Below are 17456 nucleotides of genomic sequence, written 5' to 3'. Positions count from 1 at the left end.
CTCCAAGGTTCCTAGAAATCCACTCAAAACCATAGATACACGCCATTTCTGTTAAAGTTGCCCGTAAACCTAAGCAGGACAAGGGATCCGGGCATTTTGTTTACCTAGTGACTGTCGAACTCGGGCTATAGAAATCCACGAAAAATGTTGTATTTTATCGAAAAATCTTGTGAAAAGAAGTATCTTTGTTCTCTCTTTGAATGTATAATAGGCATTGAAAAGCATTATCATTCTAACTTCTAAGGTGAAAAACATGTTCCGACAACCCCGGGTACTTTTTATAACCGCATTTCTTGTAGTTGGCTTGCTTGTCATGAACAATACACTATATTATTTTTCAACAAAACAAATGCTAGAAACCGATCTGCAGGAAAAAGTGGAAGCGATTGCTAGGCATATCCGCATTTCCGTGCAGCACTCGGAAACCGGCAAGAAATTTGTTGAAGAATTGATGGCTGAGCAGCTTCGAACGGCTTCTCTCGTCGCGAAATATGCGCTTGATCCTGACATCGAGAATATAACTAACGAACAGTTGGAGCGGCTGCGGGATGAAATCGGCATATCGGACATCACCCTCTTTAAAAAAACAGAAGATGATTTTATCGGTTACCGGTCTTCTGCCCCGGAACAAATTGGATTAAGCACGAAGCATATGGGGTATTGGTTCGAGTCATTTAACGAGCTTTATAAACTGAAACCGGTTACGGTAGAACGAGGCCAAGTGCTACCCAACTTCTGGTCAGGCCCATTCGAGGTCGCTAATTCAGATATTTCCAGTATCGACAAGTGGGGCTACTTCTACGATGGCACGACCAACTATATGATTGATCCTTATATTCATGACGATAATATGAACCGGTACGATCAATTGACCGGACCTACAGCTGTCGTAGATAAACTGCTGGAGGAGAATGAATATCTGAAGGAAATTACGGTATTTAATTATGGGAAATTCGGTTCCAACGATATCGTCATCGCTGAGAATCAACACAACGAAAAATGGGTGCGGCTGATCGATCGCCCTATTCTTTACGGCACATACACGTACGCCAATGAGGATCAGGACGTCATTGATGTCGAGCGAGCTATGAAAGAGCAAAAGGTTATCAATTATGTAACTACCATTAATGGGAATCAGGTGCTCAAAAGCTTTATTCCTGTAGCAGATACAGAGCACCCCTATGTGATTGGTATCGTGTCGGATTACAGTTCCGTTCAAAGTACGCTAAACCATCAGCTCACGCTGCTTGGCCTCACCATCCTGCTTGCAACACTCTTTAGCTTAATCATTATTTTCTTTATGTTTCGCTTTGTCCGCAGCACGAAGGATATCGCCGTCCAATCAGCCCAGGTCGCTTACATTCAACAGGTGAATGAAATGTTTACTACGATACGCGGACAACGGCACGATTTCCTCAATCACGTTCAAACCATTCACACCATGGTGCAAATGGGGAAAATCGATGCCCTCAAGCAATATACCGGTGAGCTGATGGGGGAAATTAAAGAAGTGAACGAATATATACGGATTGGACATCCCGCCATCGCGGCCATCGTGAAGGCGAAATTCGCCGTCGCCGTGGGCAAAAAGATTGATTTCACCTACCGGGTATGCAGCGTTGAAAAGCTTAAATTTGGTGTGAAATCCGTCGATATCGTAAAAATTATCGGCAATTTGCTCGACAACGCCTTTGACGAAGTGAGCCAATTCCCTCCCGATCAGCGTCAAGTTGACTTCGAAATGAAGCTGGATGACCGCCACTTGATGATGAAGGTGAAAAACCGGTGCCGTCCATTGACCGATGAAGTGAAACAAAATCTATTCAACCCTGGATTTAGCACGAAGCAGGATCAGCTTGAGCACGACCATTCGCATGACGGAATCGGATTAGCCGTTACGAAAGAGCGTGTCCAGCATTATAAAGGAACGATCGATGTAGAAGAAACAGATGGATTTATCTGCTTTAATATTGTTTTGCCGATAGATAACGATTGAAATGGCAGCTGATGCCCAAAACTTAAGAAACGGTAATATTCGACAAATTATGCCTACCCTCTTTATTTTTCGGATATCATCGATTATAATCTTCATTATCTTATTCACTTTCTTCGTACCTTTTGTTTCTTCATCGAGACGACATGCCCGTATCGGAACGAATGAATCGATCCATATGTCGTTGCAAATTCGATATTTTAATCATTTATGAAATGGATGTATCTCAATTAAATCATTATGTAACCTCTCATATAATGGCGGGGATATGGCCCGCAAGTTTCTACCTAGCTGCCGTAAATGGCTAGACTATGAGTGGTCTGTATATCGCAGGTCCCATCCCTGCTCTATAAGACGTCGCGATATTCCGCGACTCGCCACAGACTGCTCGAAACCTTTCGATTTTCCGAAAGGTTTCGAGTTTTTTTGTTTCCGCCATTTCCTGCTAATCTTTCGAGGAGGTTTATGTTATGCAGCTGTTGAAGGATACGATTTTAAAAGAAGGACTCGTCTTATCGGATCAAGTATTGAAGGTGGACTCGTTTCTAAATCATCAAATTCAGCCTCATCTGATGCTGGAAATCGGCAAGGCGTTTTCCCGCCGATTTGAAGGCGAAGCCGTAACCAAAATATTAACGCTTGAATCCTCCGGCATAGCTCCATCCGTTATGGCCGGTCTTGTTATGAACGTTCCTGTCGTCTTTGCACGCAAGCAGAAATCTCTAACCTTAAAGGACGACCTATGGACAGAGCAGGTCTACTCCTTTACGAAACAAACCAGTAACGAAGTCGCCGTATCCAAGCGGTTTCTAGCTCCTTCCGACCGTGTGCTCATTATCGATGACTTCTTGGCACATGGTGAAGCGGCACTTGGAATGGCTCGTATTGTGGAGCTGGCAGGTGCGGCTGTTGCCGGCATCGGTATCGTCATCGAGAAGTCCTTCCAGCAGGGAGCAGAAAAAATAAAGCAGCAGGGCTACCGCGTCGAATCGCTTGCCCGTGTTGCATCGCTGGAAAACGGACAAGTCCGTTTCATTGAAACTGAGTCTCAGGAGGGTGTATCATGCTAAAACAAGGCAAAGTCGTATCCTTAGGAATTCAGCACGTTCTCGCCATGTACGCCGGAGCCGTCATTGTTCCGATCTTGGTCGCCGTCAGCTTAGGCATGGATCAAAAGCAATTAACATACTTGATCTCGATTGATTTGCTGACCTCTGGTTTAGCTACACTGCTTCAAGTATGGACGAATCGATTTTTCGGCATCGGACTTCCTGTTGTATTAGGCTGTACGTTCACCGCTGTTGCTCCGATGATCTCCATCGGTCAGCATCAAGGGATTACTGCCATATATGGGGCTATTATCGCTTCCGCTCTGTTCGTCATTCTCATTTCCGGCGTCTTCAGCAAGCTTGTGCGGTTCTTCCCGCCTGTCGTGACCGGATCGGTCGTTATGATCATTGGTCTTAGCTTAATTCCCGTTGCCATGAACAATATCGCGGGAGGCGACGATACGCTCCCGGATTACGGCAGCGGCAAGCATGTCGCATTAGCTTTTGGGGTACTCATTCTGATCATCCTGCTCAACCGTTTTACGAAAGGATTTCTACGAGCCGTTTCCATACTAATCGGTCTTATTGCAGGCACCATTGCAGCTGCATTGATGGGACAAATTGATTTTGGCGAAGTATCTCAGGCATCATGGGTATCGGCAAACATACATCCATTTTATTTCGGTGCCCCGACATTCAATCTATCCGCCATCCTGACCATGATTCTCGTCTCCATTGTCAGCCTGGTAGAATCGACAGGCGTATTCATGGCTCTTGGAAAAATTACCGATCGCAAGCTTGAATCCAAAGATTTGGCGAAAGGCTATCGGGCGGAAGGCTTGGCCATGCTGCTGGGAGGCACGCTGAATGCCCTGCCTTACACGACCTTTTCCCAGAATGTAGGGCTTGTGCAAATGTCAAAAATAAAAACGAAAAACGTCATTATTGTTGCGGGGATCTTGCTCGTCCTGCTTGGGCTTTCTCCTAAGGTAGCGGCGCTTACATCATTGATTCCTTCGCCGGTTCTTGGCGGTGCTATGATCGCCATGTTCGGGATGGTCATTTCCTCCGGCATTCAAATTCTTGGCGGTGTCGATCTTAACGACAACGAAAACCTGTTTATTATCGCATGCTCCGTAGGAATCGGTCTTGGCGTTACCATCATGCCGGGCATCTTTGCGAGTTTGCCAGAGCAGCTTGAAATTCTCGCCAGCAACGGCATTGTCATGGGCGGATTGGCGGCGATTTTACTAAATCTCATGTTCCATGCAGGTAAATCGAAATTAGCTTCCACATCAAAAGATGCTTCCGCTGAAGGCTCTGCACCAACAGCTTCATCTGAAGTCCATGCGTAAGCATCAGCTTATCCCAAACGTATTCTAGTGTTCATAGATGATTAAGGAAGAGCAGCGGTAAACGAGCCGATGTTCTTCCTTTTTCTTTTATGTCACCATGAGACGGCTCTGAAAATCCATTGCGATAACCTCGCCATCACAGGATATACTAATGGGTAAATAACTTTAAGTGATATCTGCAGGATGTTCGTATCCTAGACGAGGAGAGCTGCCCTATGAAAACAGATCAGCCGATCCGTATCTTTCTTGCTTTGCCCCTGCCGAAATCGATTCAAGAGGCGATACACGAGGAAAGTGAACTTCTCAGGTCCAAGCTGACCTTTCGCAAGTGGGTGCACCCGAGGGATTACCACATTACCGTTCAATTTTTAGGCGAAGCCGATCCGTCACTAGTCCATCCGTTAACTAACGCTCTATCCTCCGCCCTGCAAGCCCTCCACCCTTTTCCATTGGAAATTGGGCATTGGGGATGGTTTGGCAGAAAGCAGCGGCCATCCATACTGTGGAAAGGTGTTCACGACCCAGAAGATGTGCTTCCAGAACTGGCTGCCAAGGTAAGAAATACAACCAGTCAATTTCACTTTGAAGATGATGGTAAGCCGTTCAAAGCACACATTACTGTCGCGCGCCAATATACTGGAGAGCTGTTTCCCGCACATTTATTTCTAGACGAGGAGAGCTCTTTATTCGGATCAGACAACAAAAAACCTCCCTTAGAATGGGAGGCACAATCCATCACCTTATATGAGAGCCGATTAGGTCAGAAACCCATGTATTCGCCTCTGCAGTCCATCGAGTGGAAATCATAGAAACTTTTTTGGACTGCTGCAGCCTGGCGAGAATATGAGCGCATTACCGGCTACTTTGAAAAGCGGTGACTGCCGATATTGACGACCACTTCCAAAGACTTGAAAAACGGATTATCCGCGTTGCGCTTCGGATTATAGAAATACAATGCGTCACCGGCTACTTCTACGCCAAGCATCGCTTCTCTCGCAGCCTTCATGCTCTGTTTCGACGGCTCCAATTCAGTGAGCGTTCCATCTAGAGCGGGGGTAAACTGCCCTCGAGCATAAATCACCTGCGGGATCGTATCCGGGAATCTCGGATCTTCTACCCGATTCAAAATGACATTGCCTACCGCGAGCTGTCCGTTGTAGGATTCATGGCCCGCTTCCGCATAGATCAGCTTAGCAAGAAGCGTTAAATTCGGATTCGTCAGTTCCTGCTTCATCATGAGCGGGATGATCCACTTCATTTCATCCCCCTCTGCAAGCTGCTCTGTTAGCTGAGGATTGCGTTTTTTCAACTGCTGCTCATTGATTTTCAGCTTTGCACTGACCGTTGCCCAAGTCTCACCCGCTTGTACCTGCTCTGCAGGCAGCGCATCAAGATAGATCGTATTGGTGTTTCGATCCCACTGCATTTTCAAATGAAATAGTTCTGCTGCTTGTCTGGCGGACATATACATCGTTCCGTTTTTTTGGAAAGGTGCAGAGTCTGTAATATAATTTTTTCCGTTAAATTGCATGACATAGCGATCCGGTTCTAATACAATGTGGTCTCTCAGCGGGGAATACATAGAAAGCTGCCCTTCCTCCGCATCCCATCGAAAGTGAACCTGCAGTTTTTCGGCAATCTCGCGAACCGGTACGTTCCAGCGATTATCCTTTACCGTAGGTCGAGCGCTGAATGTGTAGCTTTCTCCATTAATGACCCATTGGGGCTGTGAAGTTTGGGCTGTAGCTGTTTGGCCATAGACAGACAACACCAACGTCATGACCAACAAGGTGATCAAGTTGATAGACCATCTTTTCAATTGATGCAACCCTTTTCACTCCTTTCATGGATACTTTAGCATAGAGTTCGGAGGATGAACAGGAAAGGATTAGCATCAACGATTTTCCAGACAGGCTGTACGCAAGGCAGGAAATAGGCTGGTGCATGTCTAATTCGAAAGGAAGTTAGGCTTGGATAGGAGCAAAACGCATAGGATTGGTTCTAGTTCGGTGTAAGTGATGATAAAGGGAGGAATCATACGATGTATTCAAAAGATCAGCTGGAGCAATGGCTGGAACAAAGCAAGACGTTGTGCTCTTCCGGAAAAACCGCGGACTACATTCCTGCATTAGCTAAAGCAAATCCTCATACGCTTGGAATCACACTGTTTCCGATCGGCAGTCCGCCTATTTCATGCGGTGACGAATCCGCCATTTTCACGCTGCAAAGTATCTCCAAAGTATTTACGCTGCTGCTGGCCCTCATGGACCACGGTGAAGAATACGTTTTCGAACGCGTTGGCATGGAGCCTACCGGAGATGACTTCAATTCCATGCTCAAGCTGGAGCTGGTCCCTCCGGGAAAGCCTTTCAACCCGCTCATTAATGCCGGGGCCATTACAGTTACTTCGATGATCAAAGGCGAATCTCTCATTCAAAAATGGGAGCGTATCGCTGCATTTATCTCCACTTTCCTCGGGGAAGACGAAGTCCGATTCAATCAGGAAGTGTATTCCTCTGAAAAGAATACCGCCAACCGTAATCGATCATTAGCTTATTTTCTAAAGGATGTAGGTGTCCTGGAAGGCGACGTAGAAGAAAATCTGGATCTCTATTTCAAGCACTGCGCCATAGAAGTAGACTGCAGGCAGCTTGCGCGCATGGGGATGATTTTGGCAGGCAACGGCATCGATCCCGTCACATCTGCGCAGATCGTTCCCAAACGCTATGTGCAGATCGCCAAAACATTCATGCTGACGTGCGGCATGTATAATGCCTCCGGCGAGTTTGCCATCAAAGCCGGCATTCCAGCCAAAAGCGGCGTATCCGGAGGCATTCTTGCGGTCGTTCCCGGCAAGCTGGGTATCGGTGTCATCGGGCCCGCCCTGAATGAGAAAGGAAACAGTATTGCCGGTGTTCATTTGCTGCAAAAAATAGCTTCCGCTTGGGAGCTTAGCATGTTCTAATCCTGTGGCTGCCTCACCTCATATGGGGCCTTGCATCGACGCAAAAATCTCACGCAGCAAAAAAACCGTGCATAGGCCAGCGAAGACATCCGCGCAGGGAAATTTACTGATGCTGCAAAAACTCAATACCCGCGATACCGGGTGATGTCATTTGGAACGGATCGAGAATCGTCGCCAGCTCATGCTCTGTTAACAGCTGTCGCTCAAGAATAATTTCCTTGATCGTTCTTCCGCTTTTAAGTGCTTCTTTCACGATTTGCGCCGCGGTATCGTATCCTAAATGAGGATTCAACGCTGTGATCACACCGAAGCTCTGCTCCACATACATGCGGCATCGCTGCACATTCGCTTCTAATTGGTCCATGGCATACCGCTGAATGACATCGAATCCGTTATTCAAGATTTTAATCGATTGCAGCAGGTTGAGCGCGATGACCGGACCCATGACATTCAGCTCGAATTGTCCAGCTTCACAAGCCATACAGATCGTATGGTCGTTGCCCATGACCTGGAACGAAATTTGGTTCATCACTTCGATCATGACCGGATTCACCTTCCCGGGCATGATCGAAGATCCCGGCTGTCTAGGCGGCAGTAAAATTTCGCTGAGTCCGGCACGTGGACCGGAGGCCATCATACGCAGGTCGTTGCAAATTTTAGAAATATTGACCGCACAGACCTTCAGTGCCGCAGACAGCTCTGTATACGCATCCGTATTTTGCGTTGCGTCGACCATGTCTTCGGCCGTCGTCACATCGAACTGCACCTGCTGACGCAAATATTCACAGACCTTGCGGATATACTCCGGCTCGGCGTTTAATCCCGTTCCGACGGCAGTGGCTCCCATATTGATCGTGAGCAGATGCTGACATGCTTGCTCTATTCTCTTCATATCCCGTGAGATGACACCTGCATAGGCACCGAACTCCTGCCCTAACCGGATCGGTACGGCATCCTGCAAATGGGTGCGTCCCATTTTGATGACTTCGTCAAACTGTTTTGCCTTTCTCAGCAAGCCTTGATGAAACTGCACCATCGTTCCAAGCAGCTTCTGCGTCAAGCGATAAGCAGCGATCCGAAGTGCTGTTGGAATCGTATCGTTCGTTGACTGCGACATATTCACATGGTTGTTAGGACTGCAGTGGAAATAGTCTCCTTTGCTTTTTCCCATCAGCTCCAGCACTCGATTGGCCAGCACTTCATTCATATTCATATTGATCGAGGTTCCTGCCCCGCCTTGAATCGAATCCACGATAAATTGATCGAGCCACTTCCCCGCAATGATCTCATCTGCCGCTTTGACGATCATCTCGCCGATGTCTCGTTTCAGCATATGAACATCCATATTGGCGAGAGCTGCAGCCTTTTTCACTTCTGCCAATGCAATAATCAATTCTTGATGAATGCGCACTCCAGAGATCGGAAAATTCTCAACCGCACGCACGGTCTGAATGCCGTAATATGCATCTGCATCAACCTGCTTTTCACCAATAAAATCTTTTTCGACACGATAGGACACCATAGATGCCTCCTACATTTCTCATGATTTCATACTCTAATTGTATCCTACCCTGCTCCTCTTGGATATATCGCTTAAAACCCGAATTTCGAGTACCTGCAAAAATAGCCAATTCCGATCCGATCCATTACCCCTGCAGCAAAATGACATCCAAGCCTGATTTCCGTTGAATCGTGGAGACAGCTGCGATCGAATAGACTCGATCTGCTTCCAGCGTGACATTCGGCAGATCCAGCAGCACCTCGTTCATCCCTGCTGCGCGCAATTCCAAGTCATACGTTCCCGGCTCAAGCGGCACATAAGGCGAGCTTCTTCGGTAGACGACCCCAGGGAATATCACATTGCCTTGCTTTAAGGCTAGATCGATTGCGGTGGTTTTAGGCGAAAGGTGAACAAGCCGCAATTTGGTCATTTTCGGTAGAACGAAGGGCTCATCGAGAACGGGAAGCAGCTCCAGCCGCTCCGAATGCCCTGTGGCCACAGCAGTGTATGTATTCCCTGGTTGAACGGTCGCACGCGTCTCTAATAGGGGCCTGGACTTTTCGCCTGCAGCATACACCTCGATTCGGTAATTACCGGGAACAAGCGGTTCGTAATCCGTCACCTGCTTAAACTTTAGCTGGGTTGCAAGTTTCTTCTTATTCACATAAATGTCCAATGCCGGTGTGTCCATGGAAGCATGTAAAATACGAACACGCCCCGTCTCCATTTCGCCGGGTGAGGCTAACGGAGGGAGCTGGCCAAGATAAGGATTTACATATGGGTACGGACCTGCTGCCGGCATCGGGTATGCTGAGTTAGGACCCGGTTGAACTGCTGAGGGAATGCCTTTCTGCTGCTCGAACGGATCTCCGTACATTCGAATGTATTCATTCAGCTTCTGCACAGCCTGCACCGCTTTTTTGTCATAATACATATGCAATTCCGGATTTGAAAACCTATAGAAGTTGGCAAGCGTTCCGTAAAGCTCTACTTTTTGAAGCGTTAACCTCCAATCTTCCATGTGTTCCCTCCTTTCCCTGTACTGTAATAACCTTATGCCTGAGGCTTGTACGGTTATGACATGTAAAGGACAGGAATGGGTTACCCTTTCACGATCGGGGGAAGCTGCCAATCTATTTCCATCAGCCCCTGCTCGCGTAGAAAGGCATTCGTTCGGGAAAACGGCCTGCTGCCAAAAAAACCTCTTCGAGCGGACAGTGGGCTCGGATGAGGCGAGGTGATCACCAAGTGGTGGGATTGGGTAATGAGCTTTTTTTTGGCTTCCGCATATTTCCCCCACAATATAAAGACCACCGGTGTATGTTTTCGATTGAGCTCTGCCATTACACGATCGGTGAATCTTTCCCAACCTCTGCCTTGATGTGAGTTCGGCTGGCCTTCCCTTACGGTAAGGACGCTGTTCAGCAGAAGCACACCCTGCTCCGCCCACGGCTGCAGGTATCCATGATCCGGAATCGTGCAGCCTAAGTCATCCTGCAGTTCCTTAAATATATTTCGCAGCGAAGGAGGAACCTGTACGCCCGGCTGGACGGAGAAACTCAGTCCATGGGCTTGTCCTTTACCGTGGTATGGATCTTGACCTAGAATAAGCACTCTCGTATGCTCGTACGAGGAAGACCGCAGCGCATGAAAAATACGCTCCTTTTCAGGAAAAATGGTCTCATTCTCATATTCTTTTTTCAAAAACTGTATCAGCCTCTCAAAATAAGGCTGCTGGAATTCAGATTCCAGCATGCTCCACCCCGGTATCTCGTTCACCTTCATTGGATATGTCTCCCCGCTTTCTTCTTTCTTCGATGCACCGATCTTACATGGCCTTCATAAGACCTGTCAATGTTCATCCTGTACCTGATGTAGAAATTCCGAGATTTTTTACGCAACGGCAAGAAAAAAACCACGTGACCTGAGTACACGCGGTACAATGATGAGCTTAGCTGCATGAACCGCTAAGCTTCCTTCTTTTTGGATACAAACCAATACACGGCTCCTACGAAAACGGCTCCGCCTACAATATTTCCAAGCGTGACGGGAATCAAATTATGAAACCAGCCGGCCAAAGATACCGTCTCTGGATGCGGCAGCATTAAGCTCAAGCTGAGTACTGTCATATTCGCGACACTATGCTCGTAGCCTGAAGCGATAAAGCCATACAGCATCCACCAAATTAATATCAGCTTTGCCGCATCGCTTCCTGCTCGGTTAGATGTCCAAATCGCCAAACATACGAACCAGTTGCACAGAATCCCGCGAAAGAACAATTCGGTATAGCTGAGAGACATTTTCTTAGCCGCAATAGACATGAGTAAATGATCCGGTGTGATTTGACTGAAAATGCCTGTTCCAATGACGAGTGCGCTTAGCAGTAAAGCTCCCGCTAGATTGCCGGCGTAACACCAAAACCAGTTGCGCATCGTCTCGCCCCAGGTCGTTCTCTTCGAAAGCGTCCCGATCGCAAAGTACATATTATTGCCCGTAAACAGCTCTGATCCGGCGAATATCACCAGAGTCAGCGCAATCCCAAAGGACGCCCCCATCACCATACTGGTTACAGGCGATTGCTGCGCGAATAATGGAGCGCCTACGATAAAGATCAATACGATGCCGAGTCCCACATACGCTCCGGCTAATCCCGCAGACATGAAGTATCTCGTAAGGCTTTGCTTCATAAAATCTCTCTTATTCACCGCGGCTTGCGCCATCCGCTCTACGGTTTCACTGTACATGGGAATCCCTCACCATCTTATCGATTTCATTGATTTCATATCCTTCTATTCTTGCAAAAGATTCATTTGCCCGCTTCACTTGTTTCTCGGTTTCACAGTGTATCGGGAATGCCCATTTCCAATCGGTCTCCTATCCTTCGTACCGGGAACGTTCGAACTTCTCCATCATCCGGCTCCTGCACCTTGCCGTCCCGCAGGTCAATCTTCAAATCCCGCATCGGACAGTACACGTAATGACCGCTGACGATCCCTTCAACTAGCGTGCCGCCCTTGGCATGCGGCGTACGGTTTTCCAAAGCGTACAGCTCTCCTTCAGAAGTGTGAAACACCGCGATTTCCAACTGTCCTGCCCGAACCAGTCTCCCATACATGGGTGGGAATTGATGCAGTTCTCCAATGGCGATATAACCCATCGTTTGCGTAGTCATCTCTTTAGCACCCTCCTTTAACTCTGCAGTGTCACTTCAATCGGTTCATATAGGTTCATTCTCAAGCTTCCGTTATGAATCGCTTCCTGCCATGGATCTCTATGCCGGCTGATTGCGATCTCCAGTCGTTCGACCAGCGCTTTTCGCTGCGCTTTGTCCTCAATCACTGCTTTTTGCACGGTTTCCAATCCGACCCGCTCGATCCAATCCGAAGTGCGCTCCAAATATTTGCCGTTTTCTCTGTAATACTGGATGAATGCACTGCAGATCTCCAGCAGTTCCTCATCCGACTTCACCTTGCAAAACAGGTCCGCGATCCTTGCCTTGATACCGCCATTTCCGCCGACGTAGATCTCCCATCCTCCGTCATTCCCTACAATGCCAAGATCCTTATTGCTCGATTCGGCACAGTTGCGGGGACAACCGTTAACAGCCATTTTGAATTTGGCAGGCATGTATAATCCCTCATATTTCTTTTCCATCGTGATGCCCATGCCGATTGAATCCTGCGTCCCAAAACGACAGAAGCGATTGCCGACACAAGTCTTTACCGTCCGCAAGCCTTTGGCATACGCTGCTCCCGAAGGCATATCCAGCTCCGCCCATACCGAAGGAAGGTCCTCTTTCTTAATGCCGAGCAGATCGATCCGCTGACCGCCGGTAACCTTCACCATAGGAACCTCATACTTTTCGGCAATCTCGGCAATTTTCTTCAGCTCGCCTGGCGTTGTGACTCCACCGTACATTCTAGGCACGACACTGAATGTTCCATCCTTTTGGATATTCGCGTGCAGGCGTTCATTGACAAAGCGCGATTCGAGCTCATCCTCATGCTCCTTAGGCCACACCATCCCCAAATAATAGTTGATCGCCGGACGGCACTTCGAACATCCTTCCGGATTGATCCAACCCAATACGATCATAACCTCTTTCACATGGGTCAGCTTCTTCTCGCGAATCGCTTCAACCACCTCGTCGCGCGTGCAGTCGGTACAAGCACAAATCGTTTCCTTGGCGCTGCCGCCTTCGAATTCGTCACCTAACACATAAGCCAAAATTTGTTCAACCATCGGCTTACAGCCTCCGCAGCTGCGCGTTGCGCCCGTGCACTTCTTAATTTCTTCCACCGTGGTAAAACTGTTCGCTTGAATAACTTCTACAATCGTCCCCTTCGTCACTCCATTGCAGCCGCATACGATCTCGCTGTCATCCATCGCCTCAACCGATAGGCCTGCCTTTTTGTCGCCGGAGCAGCAGGTTCCTCCGTCGAAGATGCTGTCGTACATATCCTGTGTCATTTCCGATGCGTTCTTTACCCATTTGTCCAGCACCATTGCATCGGTGACATCACCGAACAGTACGGCCCCGACAACCTTTCGATCCTTGAGCAGCACCTTCTTGTACGTACCCTTCCAGTCATCCTGAACGGTCAGCACTTGATGCTCTTCCGATTCGATAAATTGACCGGCGGAGAACACATCGACACCCGATATCTTCAGCTTCGTGGAAACGGTCGAGCCCTTGTAAGGCTCTGGATTCAATCCAGCGAGATGCTTTGCCAGCACTCCGCCTTGTTCAAACAATGGGGCAACAAGCCCATAACATATTTCTCTATGCTCACAGCATTCACCGACTGCGTAAATATTCGGTTCGCTCGTTCGCATAACATCATCTACAACGATCCCCCGGTTCACCATCAAGCCGCTTTTTCGCGCGATGTCAATATTCGGTGCAATACCGACAGCCATGACGACCAGTTCAGCTTCCAGCACATGTCCATCCGCAAATTTCAAGCCGGTCACCCGTGTATCTCCGACAAGCTCCTTCGTCTGCGTCTCCAGCATAAAAGCAATGCCTTGTCGTTCAAGCTCCTCCTTCAGCATGCGTGCGGCACGGCCATCCAGCTGTCTCTCCATCAATTTGTCCATCAGATGAACGACCGTGACTTCCATCCCGAGTTGGACAAGTCCTTTGGCTGCCTCCAGCCCAAGCAATCCACCGCCAATGACAGCGGCCTTACGAACTGTCCTTGCAGCCTCGCGCATTTTTTCACAATCTTGGATATCACGAAAACCGACGACACCATCAAGCTCTGCGCCGGGAATGGGCAGAATGAAAGGCTTGGAGCCTGTTGCCAATATCAAGTGATCATAATGGAAGGCTTCCCCCTGCTCGGTTAAAACGACTTTGCGATTCGTATCAATACGTTCTACCACCGTGCCGATGTACAGTTCAATTCCATTCTCTTCGTACCATTCAAGCGGATTTAATATGATATCTTCGACCTTCTTGCTTCCTTCCAGTACATAGGACAACTGAATGCGATTGTAATTCGGGTACGGCTCACTGCCGAATACGGTCACGTCGAATCGGTCTGTCAGCTTTAATATTTGTTCCAATGTTCCGATGCCTGCCATCCCGTTCCCTACGACAACCAGCTTTTCTTTCGGTGCAGTCATGATTCAACACTCCTCTATTAAGGCCTTATGCTCGGCAAAAGCAAAGGACTGAATTTCGTGTTCTTGCTCTTTGATGCTTCTAATTATAACGAGAGATGGACATCATTTTTGTGAAATAAATCACAATGTAAACGGAACCATCACGAAAGTTTTGAACAATTTATGACATGCAGGTACTTGAAGACGGACGCACCTCTCATTCATATGTCTATTTCCTCATTAAAAAAGGCGGCCTATTGGCCGCCCTTCCCTTTCATCTTTACACGGTCTGTTCGGTGACCGTACCGGATTTCTTTTTCACCACCGTCAAATAAACGAACGTCAATGCCGCAAGCACGACAGCGAATACCAACAGAACCATGACGTTATCCCAGAACTGTCCCGTATTGCCGCTGGAGATCGCTGCTTTGAAGCCAAATACCGAATACGTCATTGGCAACAGCTTATTAAAATGCTGCAGGAAGTTCGGAATGAGCTCCAACGGGAATGTGCCCGCGCTTGTCGTTAACTGCAAAATCAAAATAATGATGGCCAAAAAACGTCCGGCATCCGCAAAGATCGTAACTAAAAATTGAATCAATGCCATGAAGGTAAGGCTCGTCAGCATGCTAAGTCCGATAAACTGCCATACACTCTGCACTTCGAGCTTCAGAATACCAAGCACGATGACATCTACAAGGAGCGCTTGAATGATGCCAATCGGAGCTAAGACGGACCATTTACCCAAAAACCAACTCCAACCGCTCTTCGGTTCGGATACGGGCTTTTTCACATTAAATACGATGGTGAAAAGCAAAGCGCCGACGAACAATCCGAGGGATATGAAGTATGGCGCGAAACCTGTTCCATAGTTCGGTACCTGCGTAAACTTCTGTTCCTGGATTTCTACCGGATTCGCCACCATCTTATACAGAGGATCACTGCCATGAATAGCGGACGTTTGCTCTACCGCATCCGCAAGCTTCGTATACAGCTCATCCGCACCCTGAACCAGCTGATCACTGCCATCCCGCAGACTGCCGCTGCCTTGGGCTAACTGATCGACACCCGTCGTGTACGTATCGACTCCTGCCGCATATTCCTTCACGCCTTGAAGCAGCTTATTCTCGCCTGTGGCCAACTGCTGAACACCAGAGACAACCCCTGTACTTCCCTCATATGCTTCGCTCAGCTTGCTGCCGAACTGCTTCATTCCGTCCACCAAGGTGCCGGTGCTGCTGTTTGCTTGTTCCAGCCCATTCTTCAAATCCGACTGTCCTTGCGCCGTTCGGTCAATTCCGGCTGCGATCTGCTGACTATATTTCAAGAACGATTGAAGCGATGCATCGTCAGCCAGTTCAGGATGCGCATCCATCCACTGGGCAAGGCCTTCAGCGAGCTGACCTGCTCCCGTCTGAAGCTGACTCATCTGACTCTCAGCGGACGTAAGGCTGTCTTGCATTTGCTGGAGCCCCTGCTGGAGCTGCTCACCGCCCGTAATGATTTGCTGATGCTTGCCGTTAAGCTGCTCTAAGCCGCTGGACAGCTGCTCGGTTCCCGTTTGAAGCTGGGTCGTTCCGGTCTGAAGCTGTGTTACACCAGACTGAAGTTCTCCCGAACCCGCTCTTAAAGAAGCCGAGGCGGCAGACAGTTCGCTCAAATACGTATCGATCTGTTCTGCTCCCGCAGACAGCTCTTCCGTTCCGTTGTAAATTCGCTGGGCACCGTCTGCCGCTTGCGATAAGCCCTGCGCCAAAGCCGTAACATTCTGGAAGATCGCTTCCGCATAGGCCTCGGACAGTTGCTCCGACAGCTTTGTCCGCAGCTCCTTCACAGCTGTTCCTCCGATTTGGGCCGACAAGAAGTTGTACGACTCGTTCGGAATAAATTGCAGCTGTGCTTTCACAGGCTGCTCATCCATCACAGATGCCGCACGGCTGGAAAAATCAGCCGGGATACGAATTTCCATGTAATATTCGTTTTCTTCCATTCCTTCCTGGGCTTCCTGATGATCCGTAAATACCCACTGAAACTCTTCATTTTGCTTCAATTGTTCCACCAGATCGGAACCAATATGAATCTCTTCGCCGTTCAGCTCGGCACCCAGATCCTCATTGACTATCGCTACCGGAATGACATCCATCTTAGCGTATGGGTCCCAGAACGCCCACAAAAACAAAGAACTATACAGTAAAGGTACGAATAAAACGGCTATGACCGGAATGAGAACTTTTTTGTTTTTTATGATGGATGCCCATTCCAGCTTTCCACTCCAATTTCTCATACTGTCTTCCTCCTCTTGCCTCTATGTTTAATCTGATGAAGCCAAGTTATACTATCGAACCGAGTGACCAAATCGGATATTTAGTCATTTTCATGCAAAAAAAAATTATGTTTTGATTTCTAGCCCTTCCGCCAAATATAGTTTAAAGATTCCGGAAATCTGCTCTTTCGAAAGCGGTTCGTTCGTCTTAGACCAGTCTGAGACAAGGGCAACGTACAATTTCAAAATAACGAAGGCTGTCACCTGAGGATCGCATTCTTTAATCTCCCTGCGTTCAATCGCACGCTCGATCTCTTTTTGAATATAAGCCCGGATCGCCTTCTCAACCTTCAGCATACCTTCTTTGGCCATCGGTGTCCCCATATCCTGTACTTCATAGGATAATCGTATCGTCAGCTCATGCTTCTCTCTAAAATCGAGCATACCATAAAGCACCCGATGCAAATTTTCCAGAAAAGGCAGGTTTCGGTCAATCGTGTGATCGGCAAGCTCCTTCATTTCCATAATCACTTGATGAATGATTTCATCAAATAGTTGCTCCTTCGTCGTAAAGAATGTGTAGATGGTTCCTTTACCGACCTTCGCAATTTTGGCTACCTGTTCCATCGTCGTCGCCTTGTAGCCGAACATGGCGAACGACTTCAGCGCTGCATCCAATATCCACTGCTTTCGGTCCGTTCCTTTCACAAACTCACCTCC

General features: G+C 48.1%; 14 protein-coding genes and 1 riboswitch. Of the genes, 5 read left to right on the top strand and 9 right to left on the bottom strand.

Annotated elements, in window-relative coordinates; all coding sequences use genetic code 11:
• Window positions 1-253: 253 nt before the first annotated feature.
• The 4 genes from ACFPXP_RS03315 (at window position 254) to thpR (ending at window position 5206) form a co-directional block, all read left to right on the top strand.
• On the top strand, window positions 254-1996 hold the full coding sequence (locus ACFPXP_RS03315) for a sensor histidine kinase (RefSeq protein ID WP_379892333.1): 1743 nt from the start codon (window positions 254-256) through the stop codon (window positions 1994-1996).
• Between the two features lie 227 nt (window positions 1997-2223).
• Window positions 2224-2325, top strand: a riboswitch (purine riboswitch).
• Between the two features lie 138 nt (window positions 2326-2463).
• The gene (locus ACFPXP_RS03310; protein ID WP_379892331.1) at window positions 2464-3063 is read left to right on the top strand and encodes a xanthine phosphoribosyltransferase; all 600 of its coding nucleotides are present in this window, start codon (window positions 2464-2466) and stop codon (window positions 3061-3063) included.
• Window positions 3057-4397 (top strand): nucleobase:cation symporter-2 family protein, encoded by a 1341-nt coding sequence (locus tag ACFPXP_RS03305; protein ID WP_379892329.1) that lies wholly within the window; start codon window positions 3057-3059, stop codon window positions 4395-4397. The genes ACFPXP_RS03310 and ACFPXP_RS03305 overlap by 7 nt, the downstream gene beginning before the upstream one ends.
• 215 nt (window positions 4398-4612) lie before the next feature.
• Entirely contained in the window at window positions 4613-5206 is a 594-nt protein-coding gene (gene thpR, locus ACFPXP_RS03300) for an RNA 2',3'-cyclic phosphodiesterase (RefSeq protein WP_379892327.1), read from the top strand.
• 50 nt (window positions 5207-5256) lie between these two features.
• Here thpR and ACFPXP_RS03295 read toward each other — a convergent pair whose 3' ends face one another.
• Window positions 5257-6225: a cell wall hydrolase gene (locus ACFPXP_RS03295; protein WP_379892325.1), complete on the bottom strand. Its 969-nt coding sequence runs from the start codon at window positions 6223-6225 to the stop codon at window positions 5257-5259.
• A 213-nt stretch (window positions 6226-6438) separates the two neighbouring features.
• Here ACFPXP_RS03295 and glsA point away from each other — a divergent pair, with 213 nt between their 5' ends.
• Window positions 6439-7362: a glutaminase A gene (glsA, locus tag ACFPXP_RS03290; protein ID WP_379892323.1), complete on the top strand. Its 924-nt coding sequence runs from the start codon at window positions 6439-6441 to the stop codon at window positions 7360-7362.
• Between the two features lie 103 nt (window positions 7363-7465).
• On the opposite strand, the gene aspA is transcribed toward glsA, so the two are convergent.
• The 8 genes from aspA to ACFPXP_RS03250 form a co-directional block, all read right to left on the bottom strand.
• A complete protein-coding gene (gene aspA, locus ACFPXP_RS03285; RefSeq protein WP_379892321.1) occupies window positions 7466-8884 on the bottom strand; it encodes an aspartate ammonia-lyase in 1419 nt (472 codons plus the stop codon).
• A gap of 124 nt (window positions 8885-9008) precedes the next feature.
• Entirely contained in the window at window positions 9009-9884 is an 876-nt protein-coding gene (locus ACFPXP_RS03280; RefSeq protein ID WP_379892319.1) for a DUF4397 domain-containing protein, read from the bottom strand.
• Between the two features lie 80 nt (window positions 9885-9964).
• The gene (locus tag ACFPXP_RS03275) at window positions 9965-10648 is read right to left on the bottom strand and encodes a uracil-DNA glycosylase (protein WP_379892317.1); all 684 of its coding nucleotides are present in this window, start codon (window positions 10646-10648) and stop codon (window positions 9965-9967) included.
• A 182-nt stretch (window positions 10649-10830) separates the two neighbouring features.
• On the bottom strand, window positions 10831-11607 hold the full coding sequence (locus ACFPXP_RS03270; protein ID WP_379892315.1) for a formate/nitrite transporter family protein: 777 nt from the start codon (window positions 11605-11607) through the stop codon (window positions 10831-10833).
• A 92-nt stretch (window positions 11608-11699) separates the two neighbouring features.
• Window positions 11700-12035 carry a nitrite reductase small subunit NirD gene (gene nirD, locus ACFPXP_RS03265; protein ID WP_379892313.1) on the bottom strand — a complete coding sequence of 112 codons (336 nt, stop codon included), beginning with the start codon at window positions 12033-12035 and terminating at the stop codon, window positions 11700-11702.
• A gap of 17 nt (window positions 12036-12052) precedes the next feature.
• Window positions 12053-14494, bottom strand: coding sequence for a nitrite reductase large subunit NirB (gene nirB, locus ACFPXP_RS03260; protein ID WP_379892311.1), 2442 nt, complete (start codon window positions 14492-14494; stop codon window positions 12053-12055).
• Window positions 14495-14753: 259 nt separating this feature from the next.
• Window positions 14754-16757: a YhgE/Pip family protein gene (locus tag ACFPXP_RS03255; protein WP_379892309.1), complete on the bottom strand. Its 2004-nt coding sequence runs from the start codon at window positions 16755-16757 to the stop codon at window positions 14754-14756.
• A gap of 105 nt (window positions 16758-16862) precedes the next feature.
• Window positions 16863-17444, bottom strand: coding sequence for a TetR/AcrR family transcriptional regulator (locus tag ACFPXP_RS03250; protein WP_379892308.1), 582 nt, complete (start codon window positions 17442-17444; stop codon window positions 16863-16865).
• Window positions 17445-17456: the final 12 nt, after the last annotated feature.

The organism is Marinicrinis lubricantis (assembly GCF_042658665.1).
Taxonomy (GTDB): Bacteria; Bacillota; Bacilli; order Paenibacillales; family KCTC-33676; genus Marinicrinis; species Marinicrinis lubricantis.
The sequence above is the reverse complement of the archived record's forward strand: the minus strand, read 5'-3'. Positions and strand labels throughout refer to the sequence as shown.